The sequence below is a fragment of the Pseudoalteromonas sp. T1lg10 genome (assembly GCF_002964545.1).
Taxonomy (GTDB): domain Bacteria; phylum Pseudomonadota; class Gammaproteobacteria; order Enterobacterales; family Alteromonadaceae; genus Pseudoalteromonas.
This window is the reverse complement of the sequence record NZ_PQBV01000051.1, coordinates 341,591-365,524: the sequence shown is the minus strand read 5'-3', so window position 1 is coordinate 365,524 and position 23,934 is coordinate 341,591. Positions and strand designations below refer to the sequence as shown.

Here is a 23,934-nt window from a genome sequence, read left to right as displayed (position 1 = left end):
GCGGGCATTAGATTTGTGCGCGGATAGATGGGCTCGCGCCCATGCTTTGCTTGATGCGGCAACAGTGCCAAGGTGCTTGCCGAAGCCGGCAAGCACAGTATGAGTATCACTTTGCTATTAAAAGCCGCATTTAGGCCCTTATTGTGCGTCGATTTGCTGCTCTGGGGCTGCGTCTGCGAATGCTTTAAGGGTATTACAATGCTGGTAAACTGCCATGATCTTCGGGTAGTTATCCATGGGTACCTTAAAGCGCAGGGCGTTAAATACCTGAGGTACTAAACATACATCGGCCAGGCTCGGCTGCTCGCCACAGCAAAACTGTGTGTCGCCAAGCAGTTGTTCAACCTTGTCGAAGCCGGTGATGATCCAGTCTTGATACCACTTTGTTTTTTGCTCATCGCTCACACCCAGCTCATTACTCAGGTATTTCAAAACGCGCAGGTTATTAAGCGGATGAATGTCCACGGCAATGGCATAGGCCAGGTTGCGAATTTGTGCGCGCTGCCAGGCATCGCCACTGAGCAGAGGGGCCTGCTCTGTGGTTTCATCCAGCCACTCAAGAATGGCCAGAGATTGTGCCAGCACGCCTTGCTCCGTCTCTACCGCCGGCAATAAGCCTTGCGGGTTTTTGCCGAGATACGCTTCGCCTTCTTGCTCAGACTTAAGCAGGTTAACCGGTACTAATTCGTGATCGACGTTTTTCAGATTCAGGGCGATACGCACCCGATAAGCCGCCGAAGAGCGAAAATAGCTATATAATTTCATTACTTAGCTCCGTTAAAGTGCTTTTTGATGCCTTTCCAGCAATCCAGGTAGTCGCCTTGACGCTCCTGACCCTCGAGTGCGTATTTGGTCGGCGCTATGATGTAGCGAGACTCAAACATAAAGGCAAGTGTGTCTTCGTAGCGTACCGGCTCAAGCTCAGCATTGCTAGCCTTTTCAAATACTTCAGCTTCTGGACCATGAGGCGACATACAGTTGTGCAGGCTTGAACCGCCAGGCACAAAGCCCGCTTCTTTGGCATCGTACACACCTTTGATCAGACCCATAAACTCGCTCATGATGTTGCGATGGTAATAAGGTGGGCGGAAGGTGTGCTCGGCAACCATCCAGCGCTCAGGGAAGATCACGAAATCAACGTTGGCCACGCCTGGGGTGCCCGACGGTGAGGTCAATACGGTGAAAATTGATGGATCCGGGTGATCATAGCTCACCGTGTTCATCACATTGAAGCGCGCCAGGTCGTACTTGTACGGGGCACTGTTACCTGTCCAGGCGACAACGTCTAGTGGTGAGTGCTTGATATCGGCGCGATAAAGCTGACCGCTGAATTTAGCCACGATCTCGAAGTCGCCTTCGATGTCTTCAAATGCGGCAACCGGGTATTGGAAGTCACGGTCGTTGGCGTAACCATTGGCGCCCACTGGACCACGCTCAGGCAAAATATATGGGTTGCCGTAGTTTTCACAGATATAACCACGTACCGGGCCATCCGGTAGTTCTACAGAGAACTTCATACCGCGCGGGATCACCGCAATTTCACCGGCGCCGATCTCTAAAATACCGCACTCGGTTTTCAGGCGCAGAAGTCCTTGTTGTGGCACAAACAGCATTTCACCGTCGGCATTGTAGAAGTAACGACCTTCCATAGACTGGTTAGCCACATAAATATGAATACCAATACCGGCTTGACCATTCACACTGCCATTGGCGGCCATGGTCACCAGACCGTCGATAAAGTCGGTTGCCTGCTCGGGGATAGCAACCGGATTCCAACGCAACATGGTTGGCGGCGTTGGCACTTCGGTAATAGGGGCTGAGCGCAGCAGGCCATTGTCCATTAACTCGTAATCGCCTTGAATTACTGAAGGGCGAATGCGGTATAGCCAGGTACGGCGGTTTTCGCCACGAGGCGCGGTAAAGGCGGTGCTGGAAAATTGCTCCGCGTACAGGCCGTAGTTTACTTTTTGTGGGCTGAACTGGCCGATAGGCAGGGCATTCTCAAGGGCTTCGGTTTCAAATTCGTTACCAAAACCTGTCATATATTCAAGGCTGTTATTTGTCATGGTGTCACTCCTGTTGTATTGTGTTTGAAGATACTCTCATGTGAGACTAATTTCAAATCCCATCTCTAATTCGGGTGTAAGAAATTATTTACGTTAACTTAAGGTAAGCAGACTATGGCTTTTAAGCTGGACACCTTTATTCCTTATTTGATGACTTTAAGTGGCGCCAAGGTGAGCGAGGCCTTTGCCCAGGTCTATGGGGGGCAATTGACCAACCCGCAATGGCGCATCGTTTGCCATCTGGCTCAGACCGAAGAGGGCCTAACATCAAGGCAGTTATGCGATACGGCCATGTTGGATAAATCAACGGCCTCGCGGGCGATTAATGAATTAGAGCAGCTTGATTGGCTAACAGTGAGTGCCTGTGCCAAGGATAAACGGGCCAAACAGGTGCGTTTAAGTGAGCAGGGCAGACAGCAATTTAATGCCTTGATCCCAGAGGCTTTGCTCTGGCAGCAGGAACTGCTGGCGGGATTTTCTGAGCAGGAAAAGGCACTGCTGGTGGATTTATTGCGCCGCCTGGAGCTGCGCGCCGCAGATATAAAAAAGGCCCATCAGTAGGGATGGGCCTTGGCTTAACTTTGCGCCAGGCGCAAATTTGCGTTAAAGGTTATTAGAAGGTGTAACGAACACCGATACGCATTTCCCACAGTGACGCATCGCGTTGAACTGCGGTATTTACGTTGTTGGCGTTGAAGTTATGATAAACGTACTGGCCATTTTCGTTGATGCTGGCACCTACTAGACGGTTACCTACGAATGAACCTTTTTCGTATGTACCCCAGTCGTCGTTAAGCAGGTTAGTCAGGTTATCGATAACGAAGAAGGCTTCGCCCTTATGACCGTCCATAAAGCCAGGAAGCTCTTGGCTTACTTTTAAGTCGAACTTAACAAACCAATCGGCGTTTTCTGAGTTACGGCCTGTGATAGAGCCGCGCTTCAGATTTTCTTCTTCGATAAAGGCATTGAATGCTGCCAGATCGAAGTTCTCGCCGTAAACTACGTTAGGATCGTTCTCAAGTGGAATGTAAAGTAACTGACGGCCGCCATTGGCGTTTTCGTCACCCCACAAGGCATCGCCTTGGGCACCCGTGCCTCTATCGCTACCCGCGAAGGTGTAGCTGTAAGGCAGGCCTTCACTTGCTTGACCGAATAGGCTAAAGCGCGTCGCATAACCATCGATAAACTCATGGGTATAGCCAAGGTTTAAAGTGAAGCGGTGCGGCACATTGTAGTCCGAAGTATGTGAACCCGGGTTGCCAGGGTTGGTTGTTGCCAGGTTGCCATAGTTAGAGCCGGCTACCGAGCTGGTCATTGGGTTTACGTCTTCAGAGTCGGTGTAAGAATACGCGAAGCTGAAGTCGATACCATTGTCATACTTCTTGCTGATGGCAGCAGAAAGTACAGTGGCTTCACCATCATCACTGCCTACGTTGGTAAGCATGTATTCGCCATCACGGCCTTCAAGTGATTCATAGATAGGACGACCGTCAAAGGTAGTGTCACCACTGTCTTTTAGTGCCAGGTCCGTAAGAATCGCAGAGTCTTGCTTACGTGAATGTAATAGATCTACGCTTAGCACGTAATCGCTTTCGAACGTGTATGTTGCACCGATTGAGTATTTCCACTCAGAAGGTACTTCGAAGTTAGGGTCGATCACGTTAACTGTGCCATCGCCCTGACCGATAGGCGTATTGGCAACCTGATCATACTGGGCTTGAGGGATATCGTAACCCGGTGTGCCGCCATCGAAGTTGGTCATTGCTGTGTTGAACAGGTCAACATTGCTTAAACGGGTGTAGATATTGGTTACACCGTCGTTTGAGTAGGCATTCGATACCCATACGTTCGGGTTACCACCAGAGAACAGACCTACACCGGCACGCACTTCAAGGGCTTCATCTACAAACCAGTTAAAGCCAACGCGTGGCTGAATCAGGTCAATACCATCTAGGTTTTGCTGGTTAGAGAAACCGTAACGATTCTCGAAGTTAGCATTGTAGTTCGGGTTATCGTCACTGGTGTATTTGTCGTAACGAACACCAAAGGTCAAGGTTGCATCCAGGTCGCTAAATGCATACTCGTCCTGAATGTAGAAGGTGTGCTGAGCGAATGAGAATTTCGCTGCTGCGTCCGCTGGGTTGTTGGTACCGGCCGAGTTATTGTACTCAATGCGATTAGCTAGACCCGCTTCAAAGTCATCGATTGAGCTGAAACGGAACTCACCCTGAGTATGCTGCATAAACATGTTGAATACGTCGATTTCTTCGTACTCATAACCACCTGTTAGGGTGTGCTGGTCAAGGTAATAAGTACCCGCTAGCTTGAAGGTAGTGGTTTCGTAGTTAAGGTCATTTGAATGACGTGAGTCATCCGGACCAATGTAAACCGTACCACCATCGGCAGTATTGATTTGGAATTCACCAAAACCAGAGGCTGCGTCAAGAGATTCTACGCGCGCGTCCAGCTCAGACTTACCGATACGTACTTCGGTTGAGAAGCTGTCGTTCCAGTCCGAGTATAATGAACCTATGATAGAGGTGAACTCGGCACCTTGCTCATAGTAGTGGCTGTTTAGCGATAAACGCGTGCTGCCAGTATCTGATTGTGACAGGGTAAAACCGTCGTTATAGTTGTATACCAAGCTGGCACGGTGATCATCATTGATGTTCCAATCTAGTTTAACCAAGATTTTTTCATCATCTACCGGCGCACTCGCAGGTGTAGTACCGGCGTCATAGTTGTACACGCGTTGGCTGATTTCTTGGATACGTGCCACGTCAGCAGCGCTTACACTGCCTGTGTCCAGGGCGCCATAGTTAAACTGGGCAACACCTTCAAGCTTCTCGTAAGAAGTGAATAGGAAGAGCTTGTCTTCTAATAGCGGCAGACCTACGTTGAAGCCGTAGCGCTTCTCGTTGTAGTCACCATTGTCGTATTCTTTACCATCGACTTCGTCACCCTTCATTGAATCATTGGTGTAGTCGAAGAATACGCCGCCGTGGATTTCGTTAGTACCAGACTTGGTTACCGCGTTGATGTTACAAGCGGTAAAGCCACCGTATTGAACATCGAAAGGCGCCATCTCAACGGCAACCTGCTCGATTGATCGAATGAGAAAGGCGGGCGTACCGTTGGGTAACCGTTTGAACTTAAACCGAAGTTGTCGTTCATGCGCACGCCGTCAAGGGTTAAGCTGTTGTAGCGTGGGTTAGCACCACCACAGTGGATAGCATCACGGCTTTCGTCTACGTATACGCGCGGGTCGATACGAACGATATCTTTAATGTCACGGTTGATGGCCGGTGCCGTTTCCAGGTCTTCTTGAGTGAAGGTAGCGGTTGGGCCGGTACCGCCAGAAAATGAACTAATAGGACGACCGGTTACTACGATCTGTTCCATATCGGTTTTTGCTTGTAGCTGTACGGTTACCGGGTATTCTTTACCCAGAGACAGCTGTACGTTTTCGATCAACTGATCTTCGAACTTATCAGAGTCGATGATTACGTTGTAAGGACCACCTACGCGCAGACCCTTGGCACTGAAGTAGCCAGCGTCGTTAACAACGGCGGTTTTAGATGAGCCCGTTGGTAGGTGGATAATGGTCACCACAGTGCCAGCAGCAGGGTTGCCGGCAGGGCCAGTGATCTGACCTTTAATTGATGATGACGTTTCGTTTGCAAAAGCACCAGTGGATACACCCATGGTTGCTGCAATAGCAGCAGAGATGGCCGTTTTCCTAAGTTGCATTTTCATGTTGTTGTTTCCCGTGTTAAGTTTATCTAGTTAAACAATTCATTATCATCGGCCGTAAAGCTTGGGCCGAAAGTTATTTTTGTGCGGCTAGGCCGCGGTTCCTTGGTATAACTGGTTTAACAGCGCCGCCAGACGTAAGCCGCCGCGACGCAGTTGTTGTTCTACTACTGCCTGGTATTGATAGACATACTCGTATCCTAACTGCTCATTGCCCTGGGCATAGATGCTAGTTGCCAGTTGATGCGACTCCAGTAGCCAGGCTTTTACGTCAACGTTTTTATTTTGCGTGACTTGACTTTGGGTACAGCATATAAAATCTTTGTATTCAGAATATGACAATTGTTGATGCGCGATTAGTTGTGTGTCCCAAAGGCGATGTAAATTGGTCACTTGCGAGAAAAATTCGACATTAATGCGATTGCCGCCACGGTCGGCGCTGCGGCCTACATGAAGGGGCTGATGAATATCGCCAATAAGGTGAATTAAAAAACGTAAATAAAATTGTTTGTCGGCGGCACTGGTATCCGCTTTGCTTAGCGCCGATATGGCGGTGAGAATAGCGCTGTAGGCATCTTTTATATCGGCCTTGTCGCTATGGGCTTGATGCTCTGTATTTAAAAATGCTTGCTGCGAGTCGATATTAATAAAGTGCCAGCGTGATGACTGACGTTGCCAAAATTGACCGGGAGCAGAGCGCATTTCATCGGCCCAGGTGCTGGCTCTTGCCAAACTCTGTCCTTCTAAAATAGCCATGACCTCGGCTTTTGCTTCGGCGCTTAAATGTTGCTCGGCGATGGCACCAATAATACGGTGACCATTTGCGCCCCAGGCCCATGCCTGGTTGCTAAAACTTATCCCAAAAGTTGTGCCCATCATCAAAACTGCTATTAGAGCGGCTTTAAATGAGCGGCGAATCAGCTGTAAATCCATTGTTGTTTTCACGTTGCATAGTTGCCCTGTGAGTTAAATTTTCCGAGTTTTTACAGTGAAAGAAAAGGACTTAAGGGGATTCATAATTACTTGTTAATAAACCTATTAAAACAATAGGTTACAATCTATGAATAAAATTACCTGTTGCAATAAGTAATAATAACTGGTGAAATGTCGGCAACGCAATTTCAATAAGCTATAAAGTCCGTTGCAATCGATCAAACGCTGGCGTGACAGCGCGCTGATATTAACAACTATTACCATTGTTGGTTTAATTAGTTATCTTGTCGGTCAGTATCGTCTGAATGCCCACTTGCCTCAGCTCGAATCCGTGCTTTCCACCTCATATAGCTGTAACACCTTGAGTGTCGGGAATAAAACCAGACTGACTCTGTTTGCGCCCAGTCAATCCCTAGCCAGTGAACTGGCACAGCAACTTTGTGTCGATGAGGTGGTATCAAAACAATACGGTGAGGTCTTTGCTTATTGGAGCGGCTCGTCTCAATACGAGGTGCATTTTCTTGGTAAGGGCCTGGCGCACCTGATTTTGGCCAAGGACAATATGATCCACGCCTTTGATGCCCGCAATACCTATGGCTATACGCCGCTGATTGGTTACCCCAGTTACACAGCTTACTTTATTGCCAGTCATGAAAAGCCAAAATTAGAGAAAGCGTATTTTCTCGATAAGCGTATCGGTCTAATTGACTATCCCACCAGTCGCTCGGGGCATATTATCCCCAAACAGGTATTTAAGGATTTGGATCTTAACCTTGATAGCCTGGATATCACTTTTGTGAACTCCCATGATGCGCTGCGTGACAAGCTAGCGCAGGGCGAATTGGATATTATCTCTTCTTACTGGCAGCAATCGGACCATCAGCGTTTTTCCGAGAACTATATCACCGCCATTGGCAGCAATATCAGCGGTAGTCACTGGTATCTTAAACGGGCTGCGGATAATCCTGATCTTGCCTGTGCCATTCAAACCAGGTTGATGACCCTGGCACAAGGGCGTGAGTCCAGTTATTTTAATGGCGCCAAACCCTATTGGCTGTGCCAACAAGGCGGTGGTCAATATTTAGGAGCGGGGCAATGAGTACCAGACGCTTAGTGGTGTCGCTGTTGCGCCGACGTTTTGCCAATCGCAGTTTTAACGCGCAAAAGGCGATCACCTTGTTTGCGCTCGGAACCTTATTTATCAGTATGCTGGCCTATTACCTGGGCGCTTTGGGCAGCTGGCAGCAAGGCCAGGCACAGGCATTGGCGCAGTTGAAAACACGTATCGCTTTAGATAGCAGCCATATTGGCTTGGCGTACCCTTTATTAGAAGTGCCCGCCGATGTTGAGCTTACCCAAGCCTACATAGAGAAACTGAACACGCATTTGCAGGCTCAGGATTACCCGCTGCAATTACAACAAATAGGCACAACGACCATCAACTCTGCGGTGGCGCCAAAGCACTTATTGTTGCAGCGCCCCGGAGCAGGTGAGCTGAGTATAGGATATTCATTGATGCCCATGCCGTTGCATCATGGGCTTAGCGTTTTACCCCTGTTGTTGAGTATCTTGGCGGCCTTATTTATTTGGCCCTGGTTTAAGGCCATGGAGGTTAAGTTGCAGGTGTTGGCCGAGAAGCCAGAAATTAGGGTGGAGAAAAAGAGCCTGTTATTAGACTTGGCCGATAAAAGTATACGTTATGGCGAACATGGGATGCGTGTGACCCTGGCCAACAAGCCGCTGTGCTTTTATTTAGCATTGTTAGAGTTTGCCATAGAGCACCCTACTGTGACCCTGAATCAAAATAAAGATGTGCCGGCTGAGCTATTGGATTTGGCGCACAAGTATTTCTCACGCCTGATTGAATTAGGCCACACCATTCGTAAGCGTCCGAACTTCAGCAATAGCCTGGAGAAAACCCTGAGCGAGATCCGCGCTGCGTTAGACGAAGCCTTCACCGAGGACGGGGAGCAAAAAGACCCTTACTTCCCGCCTAAAGCCCATGGTGAAGGGTCACGCTCGCGGGTCCATCACTATGGGCTTAGCATCACGGATACCTCGGCGTTTGAGGTTATCGGCAAGTAAAGGCTGCGGGCACCTCAATGGTGTCGAGCGGGCTGTGCTGTTGCACATAAGCGCTTAAAACGCTGGCATCGGCATCGCCGCTATCGACAAATCGCGGATCATTATTAAGCCTTGGATAGCCATCTCCACCGGCGGCATTGTAGCTGTTAATGCTCATGCGGTAGGTCTTGTCTGCCTTGATCGGCTCACCGTTAATACGTACCGACTTTAATGTAGCGCCGTCGCAGATGGCAGTAACATTGTTGAAATGAGCATAGGCGCCAGAGTCCGCCGGGTAGGCCGCTATTTTGCGAATATAGGCCAGCGCATCTTGGCCGCTAAAGTCGATATAACCGATGCGATTTTTAAACGGATGAACGCGCAGGATATCCTTATAGTTAATTTCACCGGCGACGATGGAGTCGCGAATTCCGCCGCCACTGATCACCGCAAAATCGGCCTTTACATGCTGCTTTTGGGCTTCGGTGATCACCTGTGCCAGGTTGGTAGGCATAAAGCGCACCTTGTTGCGATCGCCCTCAAGACGCACCTGGGTACTTCCCAGGGTAACGCTTAGCTTGCTCTGACCCTTGGCTTGATAAGGGGCAAGGAAGTTCACCATGTTTTGGTCGGGCTCAATATAGTTGCCAACCCATTGGTCTTGCTTATCTTTTAGATTTACCGGATGAAGTTGATAGTTAAGCAGGGTTACTTGCTCACCTTCGATGGCAAAGCGCGCCTCACCGACATACTTGCCCCACTCATGGGCCTGCATAATCCAGATGCCGTTTTGCTTATCCGGCTGGCAAGCCATGCCCGGGCGATAATCTGCAACCGCAACATTGGTGTCTTGCATACACACGGGCTCTTGCGAGTGGCCGCCGACTATCATGTCTATGGCGCCAGGGGCCAGCTGTCGTGCCAGGGTCACGTCGCCCGGGGCATTAATGCCATGACCGGCATTAGTGTAATGGCCCATATGGGTTACGGCGATAATCACATCCGCTTGCTGGCGCTGTAAATCCGCCAAAATGGCATTGGTCGCCTTGGTGGGGTCGATAAAGTCGAAGGCACCGATAAAATCCGGGTTGGCGATTTTTGCCGTATCCGTGGTGGTAAGGCCTAACACGGCAATTTTAAGCCCTTGTTTATTGAGCATTACATAAGGCTGATAGGCATGCTTGCCATCGTCTTTATTTAAAATATTGGCGCTTAAGAGCGGGAAATTCGCCCATTTTTGTTGTTTAGCCAACACAGATAATGGATTATCGAACTCATGGTTGCCTATGGCCATAGCGTCATAGCCGAGCATGCTCATGGCTTTAAAATCCGGTTCTGCTTGTTGTAAGTCGGACTCGGGAATGCCGGTGTTGATATCGCCGCCGGAAAGCAAGATCACCGCGTCATTGCGTTCTTGTGCCTGGGCGCGTAATTGTGTCAGCAGCGTGGCGCGGGCGGCCATACCATATTCACCCTGAGCATTGGGCCAAAAACGGCCATGATGATCATTGGTATGCAAAACTGTGAGGTATTGGGTTTGGGCAGGCGCGTCTGGCGCGACATCCATGTTACTTGATTGTGTGCAGGCGCCGAGAAAAACGGCTGAAACTAAAAACAAAAGGCGCACGATACGATTCCCTTGAACGAATAAGTACGCCGATCTTAATGTAGTTTTATGAAGATTTCATTAGCATCAAAGGCTAATTAGGTTATTTACTCTAGCTTTTTACTCTGATGGTATGCGGCTATTGTCTTTTTCTTCAGTGATTTATGGTATTAACACTTTTTCGTACCGCCTGCTCGCGGCGCGCTAGTTCGGCCTTAGCGATACCCGCCTGTTGGTGATTTACACCTATCATCCAATTGAGGAAGCAAGCAGGGAGTTGTTTATAAGATTCGCCCTTATGTACACCAAAGTCGCAAATGACATTATTATTCTTGTTCATGGTCACTGTCGAAAAGTTGCTGAAATCATGCACACCATAGTAGGCAATTGTAGCGGGTTTGATAAGCTCAATTTGTTTTATAAATTTAAAGGTCTATAACTTTTTATTATAAAAGTTTAGGGTAAATGTAACCGCCGTTTACATTTAGGTATCAATTTGTTTTTGCGCTCAGTTAGTCGTGGAGAAAGGGGGCGGTGGGCGCTAAGGTAGGCGAAAAAGATAATCAAGGAATTTTTATGAAAGCTTCTCGCGCTGCAACACCTCTAGCAACCAGTGTGGTCACCGGCCTGACAATCGCTGCTGCAACCCTGGCCACACAGGCCCATGCCACCATAGTTGAGTTCCAAACCTCACAAGGCAGTTTCCAGGTCAATCTTTTCGACCAAAAAACGCCAACCACGGTAGCTAACTTTCTTGGTTATGTAGAGCGTGGCGACTATCAATCGACTTATGTTCACCGTTCGGTTGAGGACTTTATTATTCAAGGCGGTGCATACAGCTTTGACGGTCAGGCCGAAGCCATTGAAACGCAGGCACCCATTATCAATGAGCCGGTGTTTTCCAATGTGGCTGGCACCATAGCCATGGCTAAGGTTGGCGGCAAGGTAAACAGTGCGACCAGCCAGTGGTTTTTTAATATCGCTGACAACAGTGCCAATTTGGATCTGCAAAACGGCGGTTTCACCGTATTTGGTCAGGTTATCGGCGAGGGCATGAAGGTGGTCAATGCCATTAATGCACTGCAAACCTGTGGCGAGATCCCCATGCTGGATTACAGTGCAGAGCAATGTAGCCAAGGCGAAGATGCGGTGCGTGCCAACCTAGTGATGATCAACGATATTGTTGTTATTGATAACGACCCGAATTCGGCAATCGATCTGACCCCGGTTGAAAATACCCTGATCGATGAGGTTGAGCCCCAGTCGGACTCTGACTCCGGCGCCGCCTGGTGGTTTGCGCCGCTGGCTTTGTTAGTGGCATTACGTCGCCGCACTGTACGCTAAGAACGCGCTAATAAATAGTTAGATAAATCGCCAAACCAGCGTCAGCCACATGGCCAGAACCACCACGCAACCCGCTAAAAAGGTAAAATAGCGGCTGCGCAGGTGGTTTGTGCTTAGGTGGATGACGCTGTGAATGACTCTGGTTAAGACAAACAACCAGGCCAGGGCAACAAACGCATAACCCGAATTGTTGGTGGCAAGGGCACAGAGCACAGCCACATAAAACAGCACAGGGATTTCAAATTGATTGATAAAATTTCGTCCTGCGACCTGCACCGACTCTGGCGCTGAGCCGAGCTCCATGGTGGCAAACTGACGCATCTGTATTTGTTTCTTTTTCGCTGCCCCAAAGCGGCGGCGCCCCATTATTACCATCACTATCAAGGTCAGTAGCACCTGGGAAAACAGGGCAAGTATAAGCTGGCTGGTCACGTTAAGACTCCTTAGGTCTGCTATCAATTACTTACGTAGCTCATCATTCTAGCGGGCTAAATTATCATGCTCACGGCGTTGGAATTTTTATGTGTAGAATAACTACACAAGAAAAATTCCGACTTGTAATCACATCATTTATCCAGCGCTATCTCTGCTCACATATATAACTGTATTGGTATTAAATTCGCAAAAATACCATGTGGTTAGCATAGTTATTACAATTCTATGGCGAATAAGCAAACAAGATTTTCATAATCTGTTACAAACTTAGGTGTTTTTTTATTGCATTTTAAACGGTGATTTTTGATTATGAAGGGCAATATTCATCAATAAGATTCAGCATAATGAAGAAAACAATCGTCCTTAGCGCGCTAGCGCTGGCCGTGTTGGCTGGTTGCAGCGCAACCTCGACACCCACTAACACCGCAGTGAAACTTGTTCCAGACACATTGGTAGTAAGCCCTAACGATAAGCGTGCTTATGAAACGCTAAAACTCGATAACGAAATCGAGGTGATCCTGGTGTCTGATCCGAGTGCGGAAAAATCGGCGGCGGCCTTAAGTGTGGGTGTGGGCTTGTTAAATGACCCCATGACGCAGCAGGGCATGGCGCACTATTTGGAGCATATGCTGTTTCTTGGCACCGAGCGTTATCCTGATACCCAGGGTTACAGCGACTTTATGACCAAAAACGGCGGCGCCCATAATGCTTATACCTGGCTGGATATCACCAACTATATGTTCAAGGTGAATAACGATGCCTACGGCGAAGCTTTGGACCGTTTTAGCGACTTTTTTAAATCACCCAAGCTGTACCCGCAATATACAGACAAAGAGAAAAACGCGGTAAACGCTGAGTGGTCGATGCGCCGCGAAATGGACTTTTTCGGTCAGTTTAAACTGGCTCGTAAAATGATGGGTGAGCACCCGGCCAACCGCTTCCTTATCGGTAACTTGGAAACCCTGGGCGATAAAGAGGGCAGCTCGCTGCATCAGGAAACCGTAGACTTCTACAATACCTATTATTCGTCAAACATTATGAAGGTGGCGATGATTTCAAATCGTCCCCTAAATGAAATGCGCCAACTAGCGAAACAGTACTTTGCCGATATTAAGAATAAGGGCATCGACAAGCCAGGCGTGACTCATGCACTCAACTACGAAAACGTTGGCGGCAAGCGTGTACACTACAAGCCAAACGAAGACGTAAAACAACTTAAGCTTGATTTTATTATTGAAAACAACCGTGACGATTTTGCTTACAAGCCTAACCGTTTCGTTTCTTACCTGCTAAGCAATGAAATGCCGGGCAGCCCGGCGCAAATCTTGCGTGATAAAGGTTGGGTATCACAGCTAAGCGTTTCGGATTCATACAACAAGTATGGTAACTATGGCGAATTGAATGTGAATGTCGAGCTGACCGATGTCGGCATGCAAAATCGCGAAGAGATCCTCGCCACCATTATGCGTTATATCGAATTGATTAAGGCTAATGGCGTTGACGCCAAGTACTTCAGTGAAATTCGTACCTCACTTAATAACCAGTTCCAGTTCCTGGAAAAGAGCGACGAATTTGGTTATGTGTCGGCCCTGACGCAAAGCATGCAGGATTACCCGCTTAATAATGCCATTAACGCTCCTTATTATTACGCCGAGTTTAACGAGCGCGCTATTAATGAGGTGTTAGATCAGCTAAATGCCGATACCCTGCGCGTTTGGTATGTGTCTAAGGGCGAGCAAACCGACAGCAAGCTGCACTTCTATGATGGTGAATACCGCATCGAAGACATCAGCGCCGAAGAGCAAGCCAGCTGGCAGCAGCCGAGCCAGTTTGCCCTGGCTCTGCCTAGCGTAAACCGCTTATTGCCAGAGCATTTTGATATCAAAACCGCCGCCGCTAATACAGAGCAAAAGCCTAGCATCAGCTATGATAAAAATGGCGTTAAGGTGTGGTTGCAGCCGAGTCAGTACTTTGCCGAGCAGCCTAAGGGTGAGGTTGAGGTATATGTGAACAGTCCGAAAGCGCAGCAGGATATCAAGGCTGGTGTGCTGCTAAGCCTGTGGGCCGATCTTTACAGCCTGTCGCAAGCGGCATTATCGACCGAGGCGGCGATCGCCGGCATGGCGGTCAATATGGATCCGGGCAATGGCTTTAGCCTAAGCGTCGGTGGCTTTACCGATAAACAGCCTGTGTTACTGAGTGAAGCGCTGGGCAACCTGAAGCTAGATGTTGAGCCGCAAGCCTTTGCTCAGGCAGTAGACCGCTATACCCGTGGTCTGCAAAATGCCAAGAAGCAGTTCCCCTTCTATCAGGCCTTTGGTTTGTACTCGGATCTGGTGCGCTCTGGCAGCCATGACAGCGAGCAGCTGATCGCCACTGCTAACAGTGTTACTGTTGCGGATCTTAATGCCTTGATGGATGACGTACTAAGCCGCAATAATGTGCGCGTATTCGCCTTTGGTAACTATGACGATGCCAGCGTTGCCGCCATCGCCCAAAGCATTGCCAAGGCCCTGCCCGAGCAACAAATAGACAGCGACTATACCCGCTCGAAAACCTGGAAGCCTAAAGCCGGTGAAACCTATGTGGTACAAAAAGACATAGAAGTTGCCGATGTGGCCATTATCGATATGGCTTATCACCCACAATCTGGCTATGCGCAAAAAGCCGCAGCCGCCGTGTTACAGGGTCACTTCCGTACCGTGGCATTCGATAAGCTGCGTACCGAAGAGCAACTGGCCTACGCCGTTGGCGCCACCGCGCGTCCATTGGAAGATTACGCCGGTATTGGCTTGTATATCCAAACCCCGGTGAAGGATGCCAAGGCGATGCAGGCGCGTTTCGATGAGTTTAAGGTGCAATACGCCAAGGTGTTAGCCGAGCTGGACGAAGCCACCTTTGCTCAGTTAAAGAATGCCTCTCTTGTGGCGTTAAAAGAGCAGCCGAAGAACCTGACCGACGAGCTTAGTCGTTTGATGCCGGATTGGTATCGGGAGCGTTTTGAGTTCGACAGTCGTGCCAAGTTACTGGCCGCCGTTGAAGCGCTGACTCTTAAAGATATGCAGGACTTCTATCAGCAGACCATGATGAACCCGGAGGCGGCACGTCTAAACGTGCAGCTGCGCGGCACCAAGTTTGCCGACAAGCCGTTCGCAGATTTGCCCAAGCAAACGAAAATAGAGTCGGTGGCTGATTTCCACCGCGTCGTAAGCTGGCAATAAGCAAAGAGAAAAGGCTCCCTCGGGAGCCTTTTTAAGTCTGTAGGTCGGCCTTTAGGCCGACAAAATATACAGCATATACACTTTGTCGGGGTGAACCCCGACCTACAACCATGGCGGCAAACCCCAACTTACAATGCAATTGCTGAATTAGGTATTTGAAATTAAATTATTAATCTCAGCGCTCATTTCGCTCAAGGCTTGTTGCCAGGCTTGGCTTAAGGCCTTAGCCAGGGCTTCGTAGCCATCTTCTGCCAGGGCTTGGCTGTGATAAAAGCGGGCAATTTTCAACACATGCAGCTTGCCCTTGGCATCCACCTTAGACAGTCGCCAGGTGCCTGCTATTTCCGCATTGTTGTCCAAACCACCATTAAACTGCTCTATGCTGACATCGAGCTGAAAAAATGAGGCTTGCAACTGCTCGGCATAGACATCTGCACCCTTGACCACCATCACCTTATCGAGTTCTTGCATCAACTGCGACTGCGCCATGGTGGCCAGTAAATGCGCCGGTGCATCGGCCCAAAAATGATAGTTGGCGCTGTACACCTGATGCTCGGAGCGTTTGATCACCATGGCGCGGTTATTCAGTGTACCGCGCACAGCAATAGGGCTTAGGCGCAGCAGATGTTCGCTTTGCAGATGATCGCGGCTAAACAGGAAACCCTGCTCCTCGTTTTGATTTGTGCCTTGCAACTGATAATGATGCAAACTCGTGCTGCTGCTTGAGCAGGCGCCGAGCAGGGCGCAGGCCATCAGTAATGTAAGTAATCGCGACATTAATCTTTACTCCTTGGGGTAGGGTCGACGGGCAGCTCCTTGTCGAAAATCAGCATATTCGGTTGCTCGTTCAGGCCTCGGGACAGCGGCTGTAATTCGTCCATCAGGCGCTGTACTTGCTGTAATGTGCTTTGCAGCTCCTGATACATGCCGGAGCCGTTTTGGAAGCTGGCCATGGTCAGCTCAAATTGCTCCATACTTTGCTCGAACTGACGCATGCTTTGGCTGATATCGGCCATGTCCTTGCTGATATCACCGGGCAGGGCGCGTGTCGCAGGCTCATTAATAAAGGTGCGCATATCCGCGGCCAAAGCTTCATAATTGGCCATGGTCTGCTCAAATTGGGACAGGCTTTGTTCGACCTTGAGGTTTTTCACCTTGTTAAGCACATCGTTGAGCTGGTTCGCTAACGCCGAGATACCGCTCGATGTACTTGGGAATACAGTATATTCACCGCGTTTGGTCAGCACCGCCGGCTCGGCATCCGGATACATGTCTAAATCCACATACACGGCGCCGGTAAGCAGGTTGCCGGGTTTAAGCGAGGCTCTTAAGCCCTCGGCCAACCAACCTTCAACGCGGGATTGCCAATACTCCCTTGCTTGTTGGGTATCGCGATAGAGACGACCGTATTCGATGCGCACCAACACGGGCACTGCACTGCTGGTATCGCCAAAGTGGGCCGGAGCGCCATCTATGATCACCTCGGCGGGTACCTGCTCTACCGTTCCTATGCGCATGCCACGGTATTCCACCGGTGCGCCCTCGCGCAGGCCACGGATCGACTGTTCAAACTGCACCAGGTAATGGTCGAAATCATAAAAGCGTTGTTCTAGTGCCTTGCTGTAACTTTCACTGAGACTAAAGGTATGGCCTTCTTTAACCACGGGACCCGGTGAATTGTCCTCGGGAATTCCTAGCGAAATGCCGCCCTTAAGCAGTTTAGACAGTGAGCCGGTTTTGATACTGATGCCATCCGCATCCAGGTTCACCTCAAGGCCGGATTGCACCCAAAACACTGTGTTGAGTGTAACCAGATTTTCGTATGGTGCATTGATAAACAGGCCATAGCGCATCACCTGTTGATCCCAGTCGAAGTGGGCGGTTTCGATTTGGCCGATAAGATAACCTTTAAAGTAGACGCCTGTACCAACTTCAAGTACTTCGGCATTACGGCTGGAGAGCTTATAGCGGGCGCCTTTTACATCGTTGCCAATCAGGGCCGGCTCTTCTAGTAATTCAAATCGGTTAACCAGCTCGTCGCTTTCGCCAGGGGCAAATTCGATATACACGCCCGAAAGCAGAGTACTAAAACCGCTAACGCCGGTTTCATCGATGCGTGGTTTTACCACCCACATCTTAGCGTCTTCGCTCAGTAAGGAGTCGTAATGTTTATCGATTTGGGCTCGTACTATGACATGATCGCGTGAATTGGCCAGGCGAATGGCATCAACCGTGCCTATTTTTACGCTGCGCACCTTGATCTCCGTTTTACCGGCGACTATGCCCTCGGCCTGAGCCATTTTTATATAGATGGTTTGCCCTTTATCTAATTGATATTCAAGCAACATCCATGCACCGACAAACAGCGCCAGCAAGGGGATCAACCAAATCGGTGAAATTCTTGCCGCGGCTTGTATGTATGCAGGTTTAGTCATTTACCACTCCCTTTACCTGTTCGGGGGGATCCCAAATCAATCTTGGGTCGAATGAATGAGCGGCGAGCATTTGACAGATCACCATAGCTCCGAAACACATGGCGCCGAATCCCGGCTCCACAGACATAAGATTGCCCAGCTGCACTAAGGCCACTAACAGGGCGACCACAAAAACGTCGATCATCGACCACTTGCCGATAAATTCGGTCACCTGATACAGGCGCGTATAGGTGCCTGATCGGCTGCCAACCTGACGATAGACCAGTACGCACAGGGTTGCCAGCACCATGGCCTTAGCGAAAGGCACCACCACACTGGCTAAAAATATAATGGTCGCTATGGGGTAAGAGCCCACTTCCCATAATAAAATAACACCGCCGATCAGTGTCGATGGCTCCCTAGAGCCCAGGCTGGTGGTATACATGATAGGCAATACATTGGCAGGTATATAAAGCAGCACAGAGGTGATCAGCCAGGCTGCCGCTTTTTGCAGCCCTTTCATATTGCGAAAATGGGTGGCGGTGTGACACCTGGGGCATCGTTTTTCTGTGGTTAACTGATGGCAGGTATGACAGGCGCGTAATTGCGCATCTATGGCGCGAATACCACTGCTGACCGGCACATCCTGATAGGGACTGATCTGCTGCCATAAACGCTCATTGTTAACCCGGCTCATGGTGGCGATATAACAGATCACAAAACCGGCATAGGCCCAAAAGCTCTGCCCAAAGGACACATCGGCCAGGCTCATGATCTTAACCATGCTGATCAACACGCCGACCAGGAAAATCTCCGACATCACCCAGAGCTCCAGCGCCAGGGTGAACTTTAGAACGCGCCTTCCCCATTGTTTGGGCAGGCTGCGCAGTAAACCCATGTGCAAGGGCACCAGCAAGATCAGCATTAGCAGCGGCAAGATAATAATGCTGATATCGATAAACACCCCAAGCAAGGTGCTGTCGTAGTTAAATAGCATGCGCCCGGCATCGGGCAGGGTGATGGTCTGGGTCAGGCCGTTGCTGGAAAAAGAAATAAAGGGGTAAAACACCGAGCTGAGCAAAAGTATGATGGCGCTCAGGCTTAGGGCGACAACCTGGGCATCATTATTTTCGGTACGAAGATTAATTTGGCTGCGACAATGAGGACACTTGGCGACTTGCCCGGCTGCTAAGTCTGGAACTTCAACAATGAAATCACAATGTGAGCAGGCTAGACGCATGGCTTCCCAAAAATAATAAATTACCGCGTATCTGGTAAGAATAGCCGTTTTAGCCGCTTAATCCTAGTAACTTATTGTTACATAAATGCAGCTAAGTGGTGACTGAGTAAGATAAAAATGTGGTTAGGGCAGGGGAAATTTAAAAGCGGCTAAGTGCCTGTGACAACCCAATGGCGGGAACATTGGCAACCTGGACCATGGCCGGTGCCTGGACACCGACCACAATTTAGCTAAAACCTGCCTAGGCAAATAAGGCGACGGTTTGCTTACTTTGGGCTATCACATCGCCGCTCTCGGTATATAAGGTGGCATCTTCATAGGCATAGCCGTTGTGGGCAGCCGTGGTGGTGATATCCACCCCCACCCAGTCGCCAGCGCTAAGCTTTGGCAGATGCAGGCATTCCACATGCCAGCTCATGCTACTGGCCGGCGCCGGGCTTGGGAAAACCTGAAGCTGCGACGGCGGCCAGCTGTCAATCAGGGCGATAAGATGAGTCCAGTCATAATCTTGCGTTTGCTCTTTAAAGCGCATCCAGCCACTTAAGTCAGTGGCTTGGCTGGAGCTGTAGGGCATGCCACCTGCCACTAAATTTAAATCCACATACTGAAAGAAATTGGGCATCACCCCCTGCACAAAGGGCAAGCAGTTATCGGCGTTAGGCGCCTGTTTCCCCTGCAATTGGGCGTAGGGTACTTCAACAATGGACGCGCGGTCTTTGGCAAACAAGCCCTGCACAGTTAAACAGACCTGATTATGTTGGGTAATGGTGGCCGCATATTGGCTTGAATTCTTACCTTCACGCAGCAAGTTAAAAGACAAGGTAAAAGGCTCATCCGGGGCGATGGGGCCGACAAATTGGGCGCTAAAGGAGCGTAGGGTGCGCTCGTCATGGCAATGCAGCAACATGGATTGCAAAGCAAAGGCGCAGGAGAGCCCGCCAAAAGCGGTGCGCCCCTGAGTCCATGTCTCGGGGAACTGCAGGGTTTGGGTGTCTTTTTCACTGACCAAGGCCATAAGCTGATCAAAAGTCATAATCTGATTCCTATTTGTTCTTGTCCGACCAGTTTAACGCGTAAACCTTGTTTGTAGAGTGGTCAATTTGAAAAAAATTTCAAAAAAACGAATTTTTTTTAGCTATCGCGCTTGAATTAGCAAAACTGACCCCTATTTAGTAAAGCATCAAACAGTTAAACAGATTTTTGAAGTTGGAGAAGATTCATGGGTAAGATTATTGGAATCGACTTAGGTACTACTAACTCGTGTGTTGCAGTACTAGATGGCGACAAGCCGCGCGTAATTGAAAACGCCGAGGGCGATCGCACTACCCCTTCTATCATTGCGTTTACCGAAGACGGTGAAACGCTAGTAGGTCAGCCGGCGAAGCGTCAGGCGGTAACTAACCCTACAAACACAGTATTTGCAATCAAGCGTCTTATCGGTCGTCGTTTTGAAGACGAAGAAGTACAGCGCGATATCGGCATCATGCCGTTCAAAATTGTTAAAGCAGACAATGGCGACGCCTGGGTAGAAGTGAAGGGCGAAAAACGCGCTGCACCTCAGATTTCAGCCGAAGTACTGAAAAAGATGAAAAAGACCGCCGAGGACTACCTTGGTGAAGAAGTAACAGGCGCGGTAATCACAGTTCCTGCCTACTTCAATGACTCACAGCGTCAGGCAACTAAAGATGCCGGTCGTATCGCGGGTCTTGATGTTAAACGTATTATCAACGAGCCAACCGCTGCAGCACTTGCTTACGGTATGGACCGCAAACAAGGCGACAACGTAGTTGCAGTATATGACTTAGGTGGTGGTACCTTCGATATCTCAATCATCGAGATTGACGAAGTTGAAGGCGAGCACACTTTTGAAGTACTAGCGACCAACGGTGACACGCACTTAGGTGGTGAAGACTTCGATAACCGTGTAATCAACTACCTGGTTGACGAGTTCAAAAAAGAGCAAGGCATCGACCTGCGTAACGACCCGCTAGCCATGCAGCGTGTTAAGGAAGCGGCTGAAAAAGCGAAAATCGAGCTTTCAAGTGCACAGCAAACCGAAGTGAACCTGCCGTACGTTACTGCAGACGCAACTGGTCCTAAGCACATGAACGTGAAGTTGACTCGTGCGAAGCTTGAGTCACTGGTTGAAGACCTGGTAACCAAGTCTATCGAACCACTTAAGAAAGCCCTTGCTGATGCAGATCTGTCTGTAGGCGATATCAACGACATCATCCTAGTTGGTGGTCAAACACGTATGCCTCTGGTACAGAAGACAGTTGCTGAGTTCTTCGGTAAAGAGCCACGTAAAGACGTGAACCCAGATGAAGCGGTAGCCGTAGGTGCTGCGGTTCAAGGTGGTGTACTAGCCGGTGAAGTAAAAGACGTACTATTACTGGACGTTATCCCACTGTCTCTAGGTATCGAGACCATGGGTCAGGTTATGACTACGCTGATCGAGAAAAACACGACGATTCCAACGAAGAAGTCGCAAACCTTCTCGACTGCTGATGACAACCAGAGTGCAGTAACCATTCATGTGTTACAAGGTGAGCGTAAGCGCTCGGCTGACAACAAGTCGCTGGGTCAGTTCAACCTAGAAGGTATTCGTGCGGCACGCCGTGGTGAGCCACAAATCGAAGTAACTTTCGATGTTGACGCCGACGGTATCCTACACGTGTCTGCAAAAGATAAAGACACAGGTAAAGAGCAGAAGATCACCATCCAGGCTTCTTCAGGTCTAAGCGATGAAGAAGTAGAAAAAATGGTACGTGATGCTGAAGCCAACGCCGAAGCGGATAAAAAGTTCGAAGAGCTTGTAACTGCCCGTAACCAAGCCGATGCCATGGTTCACGGTACCCGTAAGCAAATCGAAGAAGCCGGTGATGCATTACCTGCAGAAGATAAAGAAGCTATCGAAGCGGCGGTAGCCGAGCTAGAAACGGCTATCAAGGGTGAAAGCAAAGAAGAAATCGATGCGAAAACTCAAGCGCTTATCGAGAAGTCACAAAAGCTAATGGAAATCGCGCAAGCGAAAGCCCAGCAGCAAGGTGGCGCCGATGCAGGTAGCCAGCAGCAAGCAAAGCAAGACGACGACGTTGTTGATGCTGAGTTTGAAGAAGTGAAAGACGACAAGTAATATACTTGTTGCACACGGGGCGCGCTGGCGGAAATCGCTTGACGCGCCCTTAGTGTATGTAGATTTTTAAAAATAGTGGTAGATATGTCAAAACGCGATTATTACGAGGTACTGGGTGTAGCCAAAGACGCCAGTGACCGCGACATTAAAAAGGCTTATAAGCGCCTGGCGATGAAATATCACCCGGATCGTACTGCCGGCGACAAGGAACTTGAGAGCAAGTTCAAAGAGGTGAAAGAAGCCTACGAAATTCTTAACGACGCGCAGAAACGACAAACCTATGATCAGTTTGGTCATGCTGCATTTGAACAAGGCGGTGGCGGTGGTCACGGCGGCTTTGGTGGCGGCGGTGATTTCGGTGATATTTTTGGTGACGTATTCGGCGATATCTTCGGCGGTGGCCGTCGCCAGTCTCGTCAACAACGCGGCGCCGATTTACGTTACAACATGGAACTGAGCCTGGAAGAGGCGGTTCGTGGTAAAGACGTCGAAATCAAGGTTCCAACCTGGGTGAGCTGTGAGCCCTGTGATGGCTCGGGTGCTAAAGCCGGCTCAACGCCGAAAACCTGTCACACCTGTCACGGTGCAGGTCAGGTACAGATGCGCCAAGGTTTCTTTGCGGTTCAGCAAACCTGTCCAACCTGTCAGGGCACAGGTCAGGTTATCTCGGACCCTTGTAACAGTTGTCATGGCCAGGGCCGTGTAGAAAAGACCAAGACCTTGTCGGTGAAGATCCCGGCGGGTGTTGATACCGGCGACCGTATTCGCCTAGCCGGCGAAGGGGAAGCGGGGGCCCATGGCGCACCAGCGGGTGACTTGTATGTGCAGGTGAGCGTGCGCGAGCACCCGATTTTTGTTCGTGATGGCAACAATCTGTATTGTGAAGTTCCGATTGGCTTCACCACGGCTGCCTTAGGTGGCGAGATTGAAGTGCCGACTTTAGACGGTCGCGCCAAACTGAAAATACCGGCCGAGTCGCAAACGGGTAAAATGTTCCGTATGCGTGGTAAAGGTGTGAAATCGGTTCGTTCAGGCTCAGTGGGTGATCTGATCTGTAAAGTAGTGATCGAAACCCCGGTTAACTTGAACAGCGAACAACGTGAACTGCTGGAGCAGTTGGAAAAGAGCATGGGCAAAGACAGCTCAAAGTACCGTCCTAAGGAGAAAGGTTTCTTCGATGGCGTGAAAAAGTTCTTTGACGACCTGACGAAGTAATACCAATTCACTTAAATAGCTAATCATTCTAGCGGGCTAAATATCGTGCTCACTGTGTTGAAATTTTTCTATGTAGAATAACTACATAAGAAAAATTCCGCCTAGTGAGCACATCATTTATCCAGCGCTATCTCTGCTCACATACTTAACAGATTTGGTATAAGCAGAAAATAGTGAAAAAGCGCCGTAAGGCGCTTTTTTTATGGCCTTTTACTCAGGCTCAATTTAGCAAAATGGCCTGTTCGCCGTCCGTACTGCACTGGCACAGTTCGGCGCTGTCGCTGTAACGAATATCATTGATGGCAGCAGCCTTCACCGGGGTTAGTTGTTCGCAGCGCATCACGCATTGGCGCTGTTGTTGCCAGTAACTGTATTCGGCTTGTACCAACCAGGTCAGCAGCAGGCAGACCAGAATCAGGGTGAACACCCTTAGTCGTTTTAAAAGCATAATCGCCTCCGCTCACTAAAGTCCGATACTTTAACTCTAGTGTAAAAACAATGAGCCTA

The 23,934-nt window shown here is 49.4% G+C and carries 18 protein-coding genes and 1 pseudogene; 7 read left to right on the top strand and 12 right to left on the bottom strand.

Translation table 11 applies throughout. From position 1 onward, the window contains the following. Positions 1–138 precede the first annotated feature (138 nt). Positions 139–765, bottom strand: a complete 627-nt coding sequence (gene maiA, locus C2M17_RS14905; RefSeq protein ID WP_105201506.1) for a maleylacetoacetate isomerase — start codon at positions 763–765, stop codon at positions 139–141. After that, on the bottom strand, positions 765–2,066 hold the full coding sequence (gene hmgA, locus C2M17_RS14900) for a homogentisate 1,2-dioxygenase (RefSeq protein ID WP_105201505.1): 1,302 nt from the start codon (positions 2,064–2,066) through the stop codon (positions 765–767). Before hmgA ends, maiA begins: the two co-directional genes overlap by 1 nt. Positions 2,067–2,180: 114 nt before the next feature. On the opposite strand from hmgA, the gene C2M17_RS14895 reads away from it, so the two are divergent. Then, positions 2,181–2,627 carry a MarR family winged helix-turn-helix transcriptional regulator gene (locus C2M17_RS14895; protein WP_105201504.1) on the top strand — a complete coding sequence of 149 codons (447 nt, stop codon included), beginning with the start codon at positions 2,181–2,183 and terminating at the stop codon, positions 2,625–2,627. A 52-nt stretch (positions 2,628–2,679) separates the two neighbouring features. Here C2M17_RS14895 and C2M17_RS14890 read toward each other — a convergent pair. Both C2M17_RS14890 and C2M17_RS14885 read right to left on the bottom strand, forming a co-directional pair. Continuing rightward, a pseudogene (locus C2M17_RS14890) lies at positions 2,680–5,822 on the bottom strand (TonB-dependent receptor). 87 nt (positions 5,823–5,909) lie between these two features. Next, entirely contained in the window at positions 5,910–6,698 is a 789-nt protein-coding gene (locus C2M17_RS14885; protein ID WP_158677908.1) for a S1/P1 nuclease, read from the bottom strand. Between the two features lie 262 nt (positions 6,699–6,960). On the opposite strand from C2M17_RS14885, the gene C2M17_RS14880 reads away from it, so the two are divergent. Further along, positions 6,961–7,851 (top strand): PhnD/SsuA/transferrin family substrate-binding protein, encoded by an 891-nt coding sequence (locus tag C2M17_RS14880; protein WP_105201502.1) that lies wholly within the window; start codon positions 6,961–6,963, stop codon positions 7,849–7,851. After that, a complete protein-coding gene (locus tag C2M17_RS14875) occupies positions 7,848–8,837 on the top strand; it encodes a hypothetical protein (protein ID WP_105201501.1) in 990 nt (329 codons plus the stop codon). The genes C2M17_RS14880 and C2M17_RS14875 overlap by 4 nt, the downstream gene beginning before the upstream one ends. On the opposite strand, the gene ushA is transcribed toward C2M17_RS14875, so the two are convergent. Continuing rightward, complete coding sequence (ushA, locus tag C2M17_RS14870) at positions 8,824–10,443, bottom strand: bifunctional UDP-sugar hydrolase/5'-nucleotidase UshA (RefSeq protein WP_105201500.1); 1,620 nt, start codon at positions 10,441–10,443, stop codon at positions 8,824–8,826. The two genes, C2M17_RS14875 and ushA, sit on opposite strands and share 14 nt — an antisense overlap. Before the next feature lie 133 nt (positions 10,444–10,576). After that, positions 10,577–10,762 carry a hypothetical protein gene (locus C2M17_RS14865; protein WP_105201499.1) on the bottom strand — a complete coding sequence of 62 codons (186 nt, stop codon included), beginning with the start codon at positions 10,760–10,762 and terminating at the stop codon, positions 10,577–10,579. A 236-nt stretch (positions 10,763–10,998) separates the two neighbouring features. Here C2M17_RS14865 and C2M17_RS14860 point away from each other — a divergent pair, with 236 nt between their 5' ends. After that, positions 10,999–11,766, top strand: a complete 768-nt coding sequence (locus C2M17_RS14860) for a peptidylprolyl isomerase (RefSeq protein ID WP_105201689.1) — start codon at positions 10,999–11,001, stop codon at positions 11,764–11,766. An 18-nt stretch (positions 11,767–11,784) separates the two neighbouring features. Here the strand turns inward: C2M17_RS14860 and C2M17_RS14855 are convergent, their stop codons facing one another. Then, a complete protein-coding gene (locus tag C2M17_RS14855; RefSeq protein ID WP_105201498.1) occupies positions 11,785–12,198 on the bottom strand; it encodes an MAPEG family protein in 414 nt (137 codons plus the stop codon). Between the two features lie 347 nt (positions 12,199–12,545). Here C2M17_RS14855 and C2M17_RS14850 point away from each other — a divergent pair, with 347 nt between their 5' ends. After that, positions 12,546–15,422: an insulinase family protein gene (locus C2M17_RS14850; RefSeq protein WP_105201497.1), complete on the top strand. Its 2,877-nt coding sequence runs from the start codon at positions 12,546–12,548 to the stop codon at positions 15,420–15,422. Positions 15,423–15,569: 147 nt separating this feature from the next. Here C2M17_RS14850 and C2M17_RS14845 read toward each other — a convergent pair whose 3' ends face one another. The 4 genes from C2M17_RS14845 to C2M17_RS14830 form a co-directional block, all read right to left on the bottom strand. Then, the gene (locus C2M17_RS14845) at positions 15,570–16,199 is read right to left on the bottom strand and encodes a PqiC family protein (protein WP_105201496.1); all 630 of its coding nucleotides are present in this window, start codon (positions 16,197–16,199) and stop codon (positions 15,570–15,572) included. After that, positions 16,199–17,857, bottom strand: coding sequence for an intermembrane transport protein PqiB (gene pqiB, locus C2M17_RS14840; RefSeq protein WP_105201495.1), 1,659 nt, complete (start codon positions 17,855–17,857; stop codon positions 16,199–16,201). Before pqiB ends, C2M17_RS14845 begins: the two co-directional genes overlap by 1 nt. Then, on the bottom strand, positions 17,850–19,076 hold the full coding sequence (locus C2M17_RS14835; protein ID WP_105201494.1) for a paraquat-inducible protein A: 1,227 nt from the start codon (positions 19,074–19,076) through the stop codon (positions 17,850–17,852). Before C2M17_RS14835 ends, pqiB begins: the two co-directional genes overlap by 8 nt. Positions 19,077–19,317: 241 nt before the next feature. Further along, on the bottom strand, positions 19,318–20,109 hold the full coding sequence (locus C2M17_RS14830; protein WP_105201493.1) for an acyl-CoA thioesterase: 792 nt from the start codon (positions 20,107–20,109) through the stop codon (positions 19,318–19,320). 186 nt (positions 20,110–20,295) lie between these two features. Between C2M17_RS14830 and dnaK the strand changes: the two genes are divergently transcribed. Continuing rightward, positions 20,296–22,212 carry a molecular chaperone DnaK gene (dnaK, locus tag C2M17_RS14825; protein ID WP_105201492.1) on the top strand — a complete coding sequence of 639 codons (1,917 nt, stop codon included), beginning with the start codon at positions 20,296–20,298 and terminating at the stop codon, positions 22,210–22,212. Positions 22,213–22,296: 84 nt separating this feature from the next. Next, positions 22,297–23,427 (top strand): molecular chaperone DnaJ, encoded by a 1,131-nt coding sequence (dnaJ, locus tag C2M17_RS14820; protein ID WP_105201491.1) that lies wholly within the window; start codon positions 22,297–22,299, stop codon positions 23,425–23,427. Positions 23,428–23,647: 220 nt separating this feature from the next. Here the strand turns inward: dnaJ and C2M17_RS14815 are convergent, their stop codons facing one another. Next, on the bottom strand, positions 23,648–23,875 hold the full coding sequence (locus C2M17_RS14815; protein WP_158677907.1) for a hypothetical protein: 228 nt from the start codon (positions 23,873–23,875) through the stop codon (positions 23,648–23,650). Between the last annotated feature and the right edge of the window lie 59 nt (positions 23,876–23,934).

What these genes read in the sequence shown, in the direction of transcription:
- pqiB (WP_105201495.1), bottom strand. Translation starts at nt 17,857, where the DNA reads ATGACTAAACCTGCATACATACAAGCCGCGGCAAGAATTTCACCGATT.
- C2M17_RS14895 (WP_105201504.1), top strand. Translation starts at nt 2,181, where the DNA reads ATGGCTTTTAAGCTGGACACCTTTATTCCTTATTTGATGACTTTAAGT.
- maiA (WP_105201506.1), bottom strand. Translation starts at nt 765, where the DNA reads ATGAAATTATATAGCTATTTTCGCTCTTCGGCGGCTTATCGGGTGCGT.
- C2M17_RS14830 (WP_105201493.1), bottom strand. Translation starts at nt 20,109, where the DNA reads ATGACTTTTGATCAGCTTATGGCCTTGGTCAGTGAAAAAGACACCCAA.
- C2M17_RS14850 (WP_105201497.1), top strand. Translation starts at nt 12,546, where the DNA reads ATGAAGAAAACAATCGTCCTTAGCGCGCTAGCGCTGGCCGTGTTGGCT.
- C2M17_RS14835 (WP_105201494.1), bottom strand. Translation starts at nt 19,076, where the DNA reads ATGCGTCTAGCCTGCTCACATTGTGATTTCATTGTTGAAGTTCCAGAC.
- C2M17_RS14875 (WP_105201501.1), top strand. Translation starts at nt 7,848, where the DNA reads ATGAGTACCAGACGCTTAGTGGTGTCGCTGTTGCGCCGACGTTTTGCC.
- C2M17_RS14865 (WP_105201499.1), bottom strand. Translation starts at nt 10,762, where the DNA reads ATGAACAAGAATAATAATGTCATTTGCGACTTTGGTGTACATAAGGGC.
- C2M17_RS14885 (WP_158677908.1), bottom strand. Translation starts at nt 6,698, where the DNA reads ATGATGGGCACAACTTTTGGGATAAGTTTTAGCAACCAGGCATGGGCC.
- hmgA (WP_105201505.1), bottom strand. Translation starts at nt 2,066, where the DNA reads ATGACAAATAACAGCCTTGAATATATGACAGGTTTTGGTAACGAATTT.
- C2M17_RS14845 (WP_105201496.1), bottom strand. Translation starts at nt 16,199, where the DNA reads ATGTCGCGATTACTTACATTACTGATGGCCTGCGCCCTGCTCGGCGCC.
- dnaJ (WP_105201491.1), top strand. Translation starts at nt 22,297, where the DNA reads ATGTCAAAACGCGATTATTACGAGGTACTGGGTGTAGCCAAAGACGCC.
- C2M17_RS14860 (WP_105201689.1), top strand. Translation starts at nt 10,999, where the DNA reads ATGAAAGCTTCTCGCGCTGCAACACCTCTAGCAACCAGTGTGGTCACC.
- dnaK (WP_105201492.1), top strand. Translation starts at nt 20,296, where the DNA reads ATGGGTAAGATTATTGGAATCGACTTAGGTACTACTAACTCGTGTGTT.
- C2M17_RS14815 (WP_158677907.1), bottom strand. Translation starts at nt 23,875, where the DNA reads ATGCTTTTAAAACGACTAAGGGTGTTCACCCTGATTCTGGTCTGCCTG.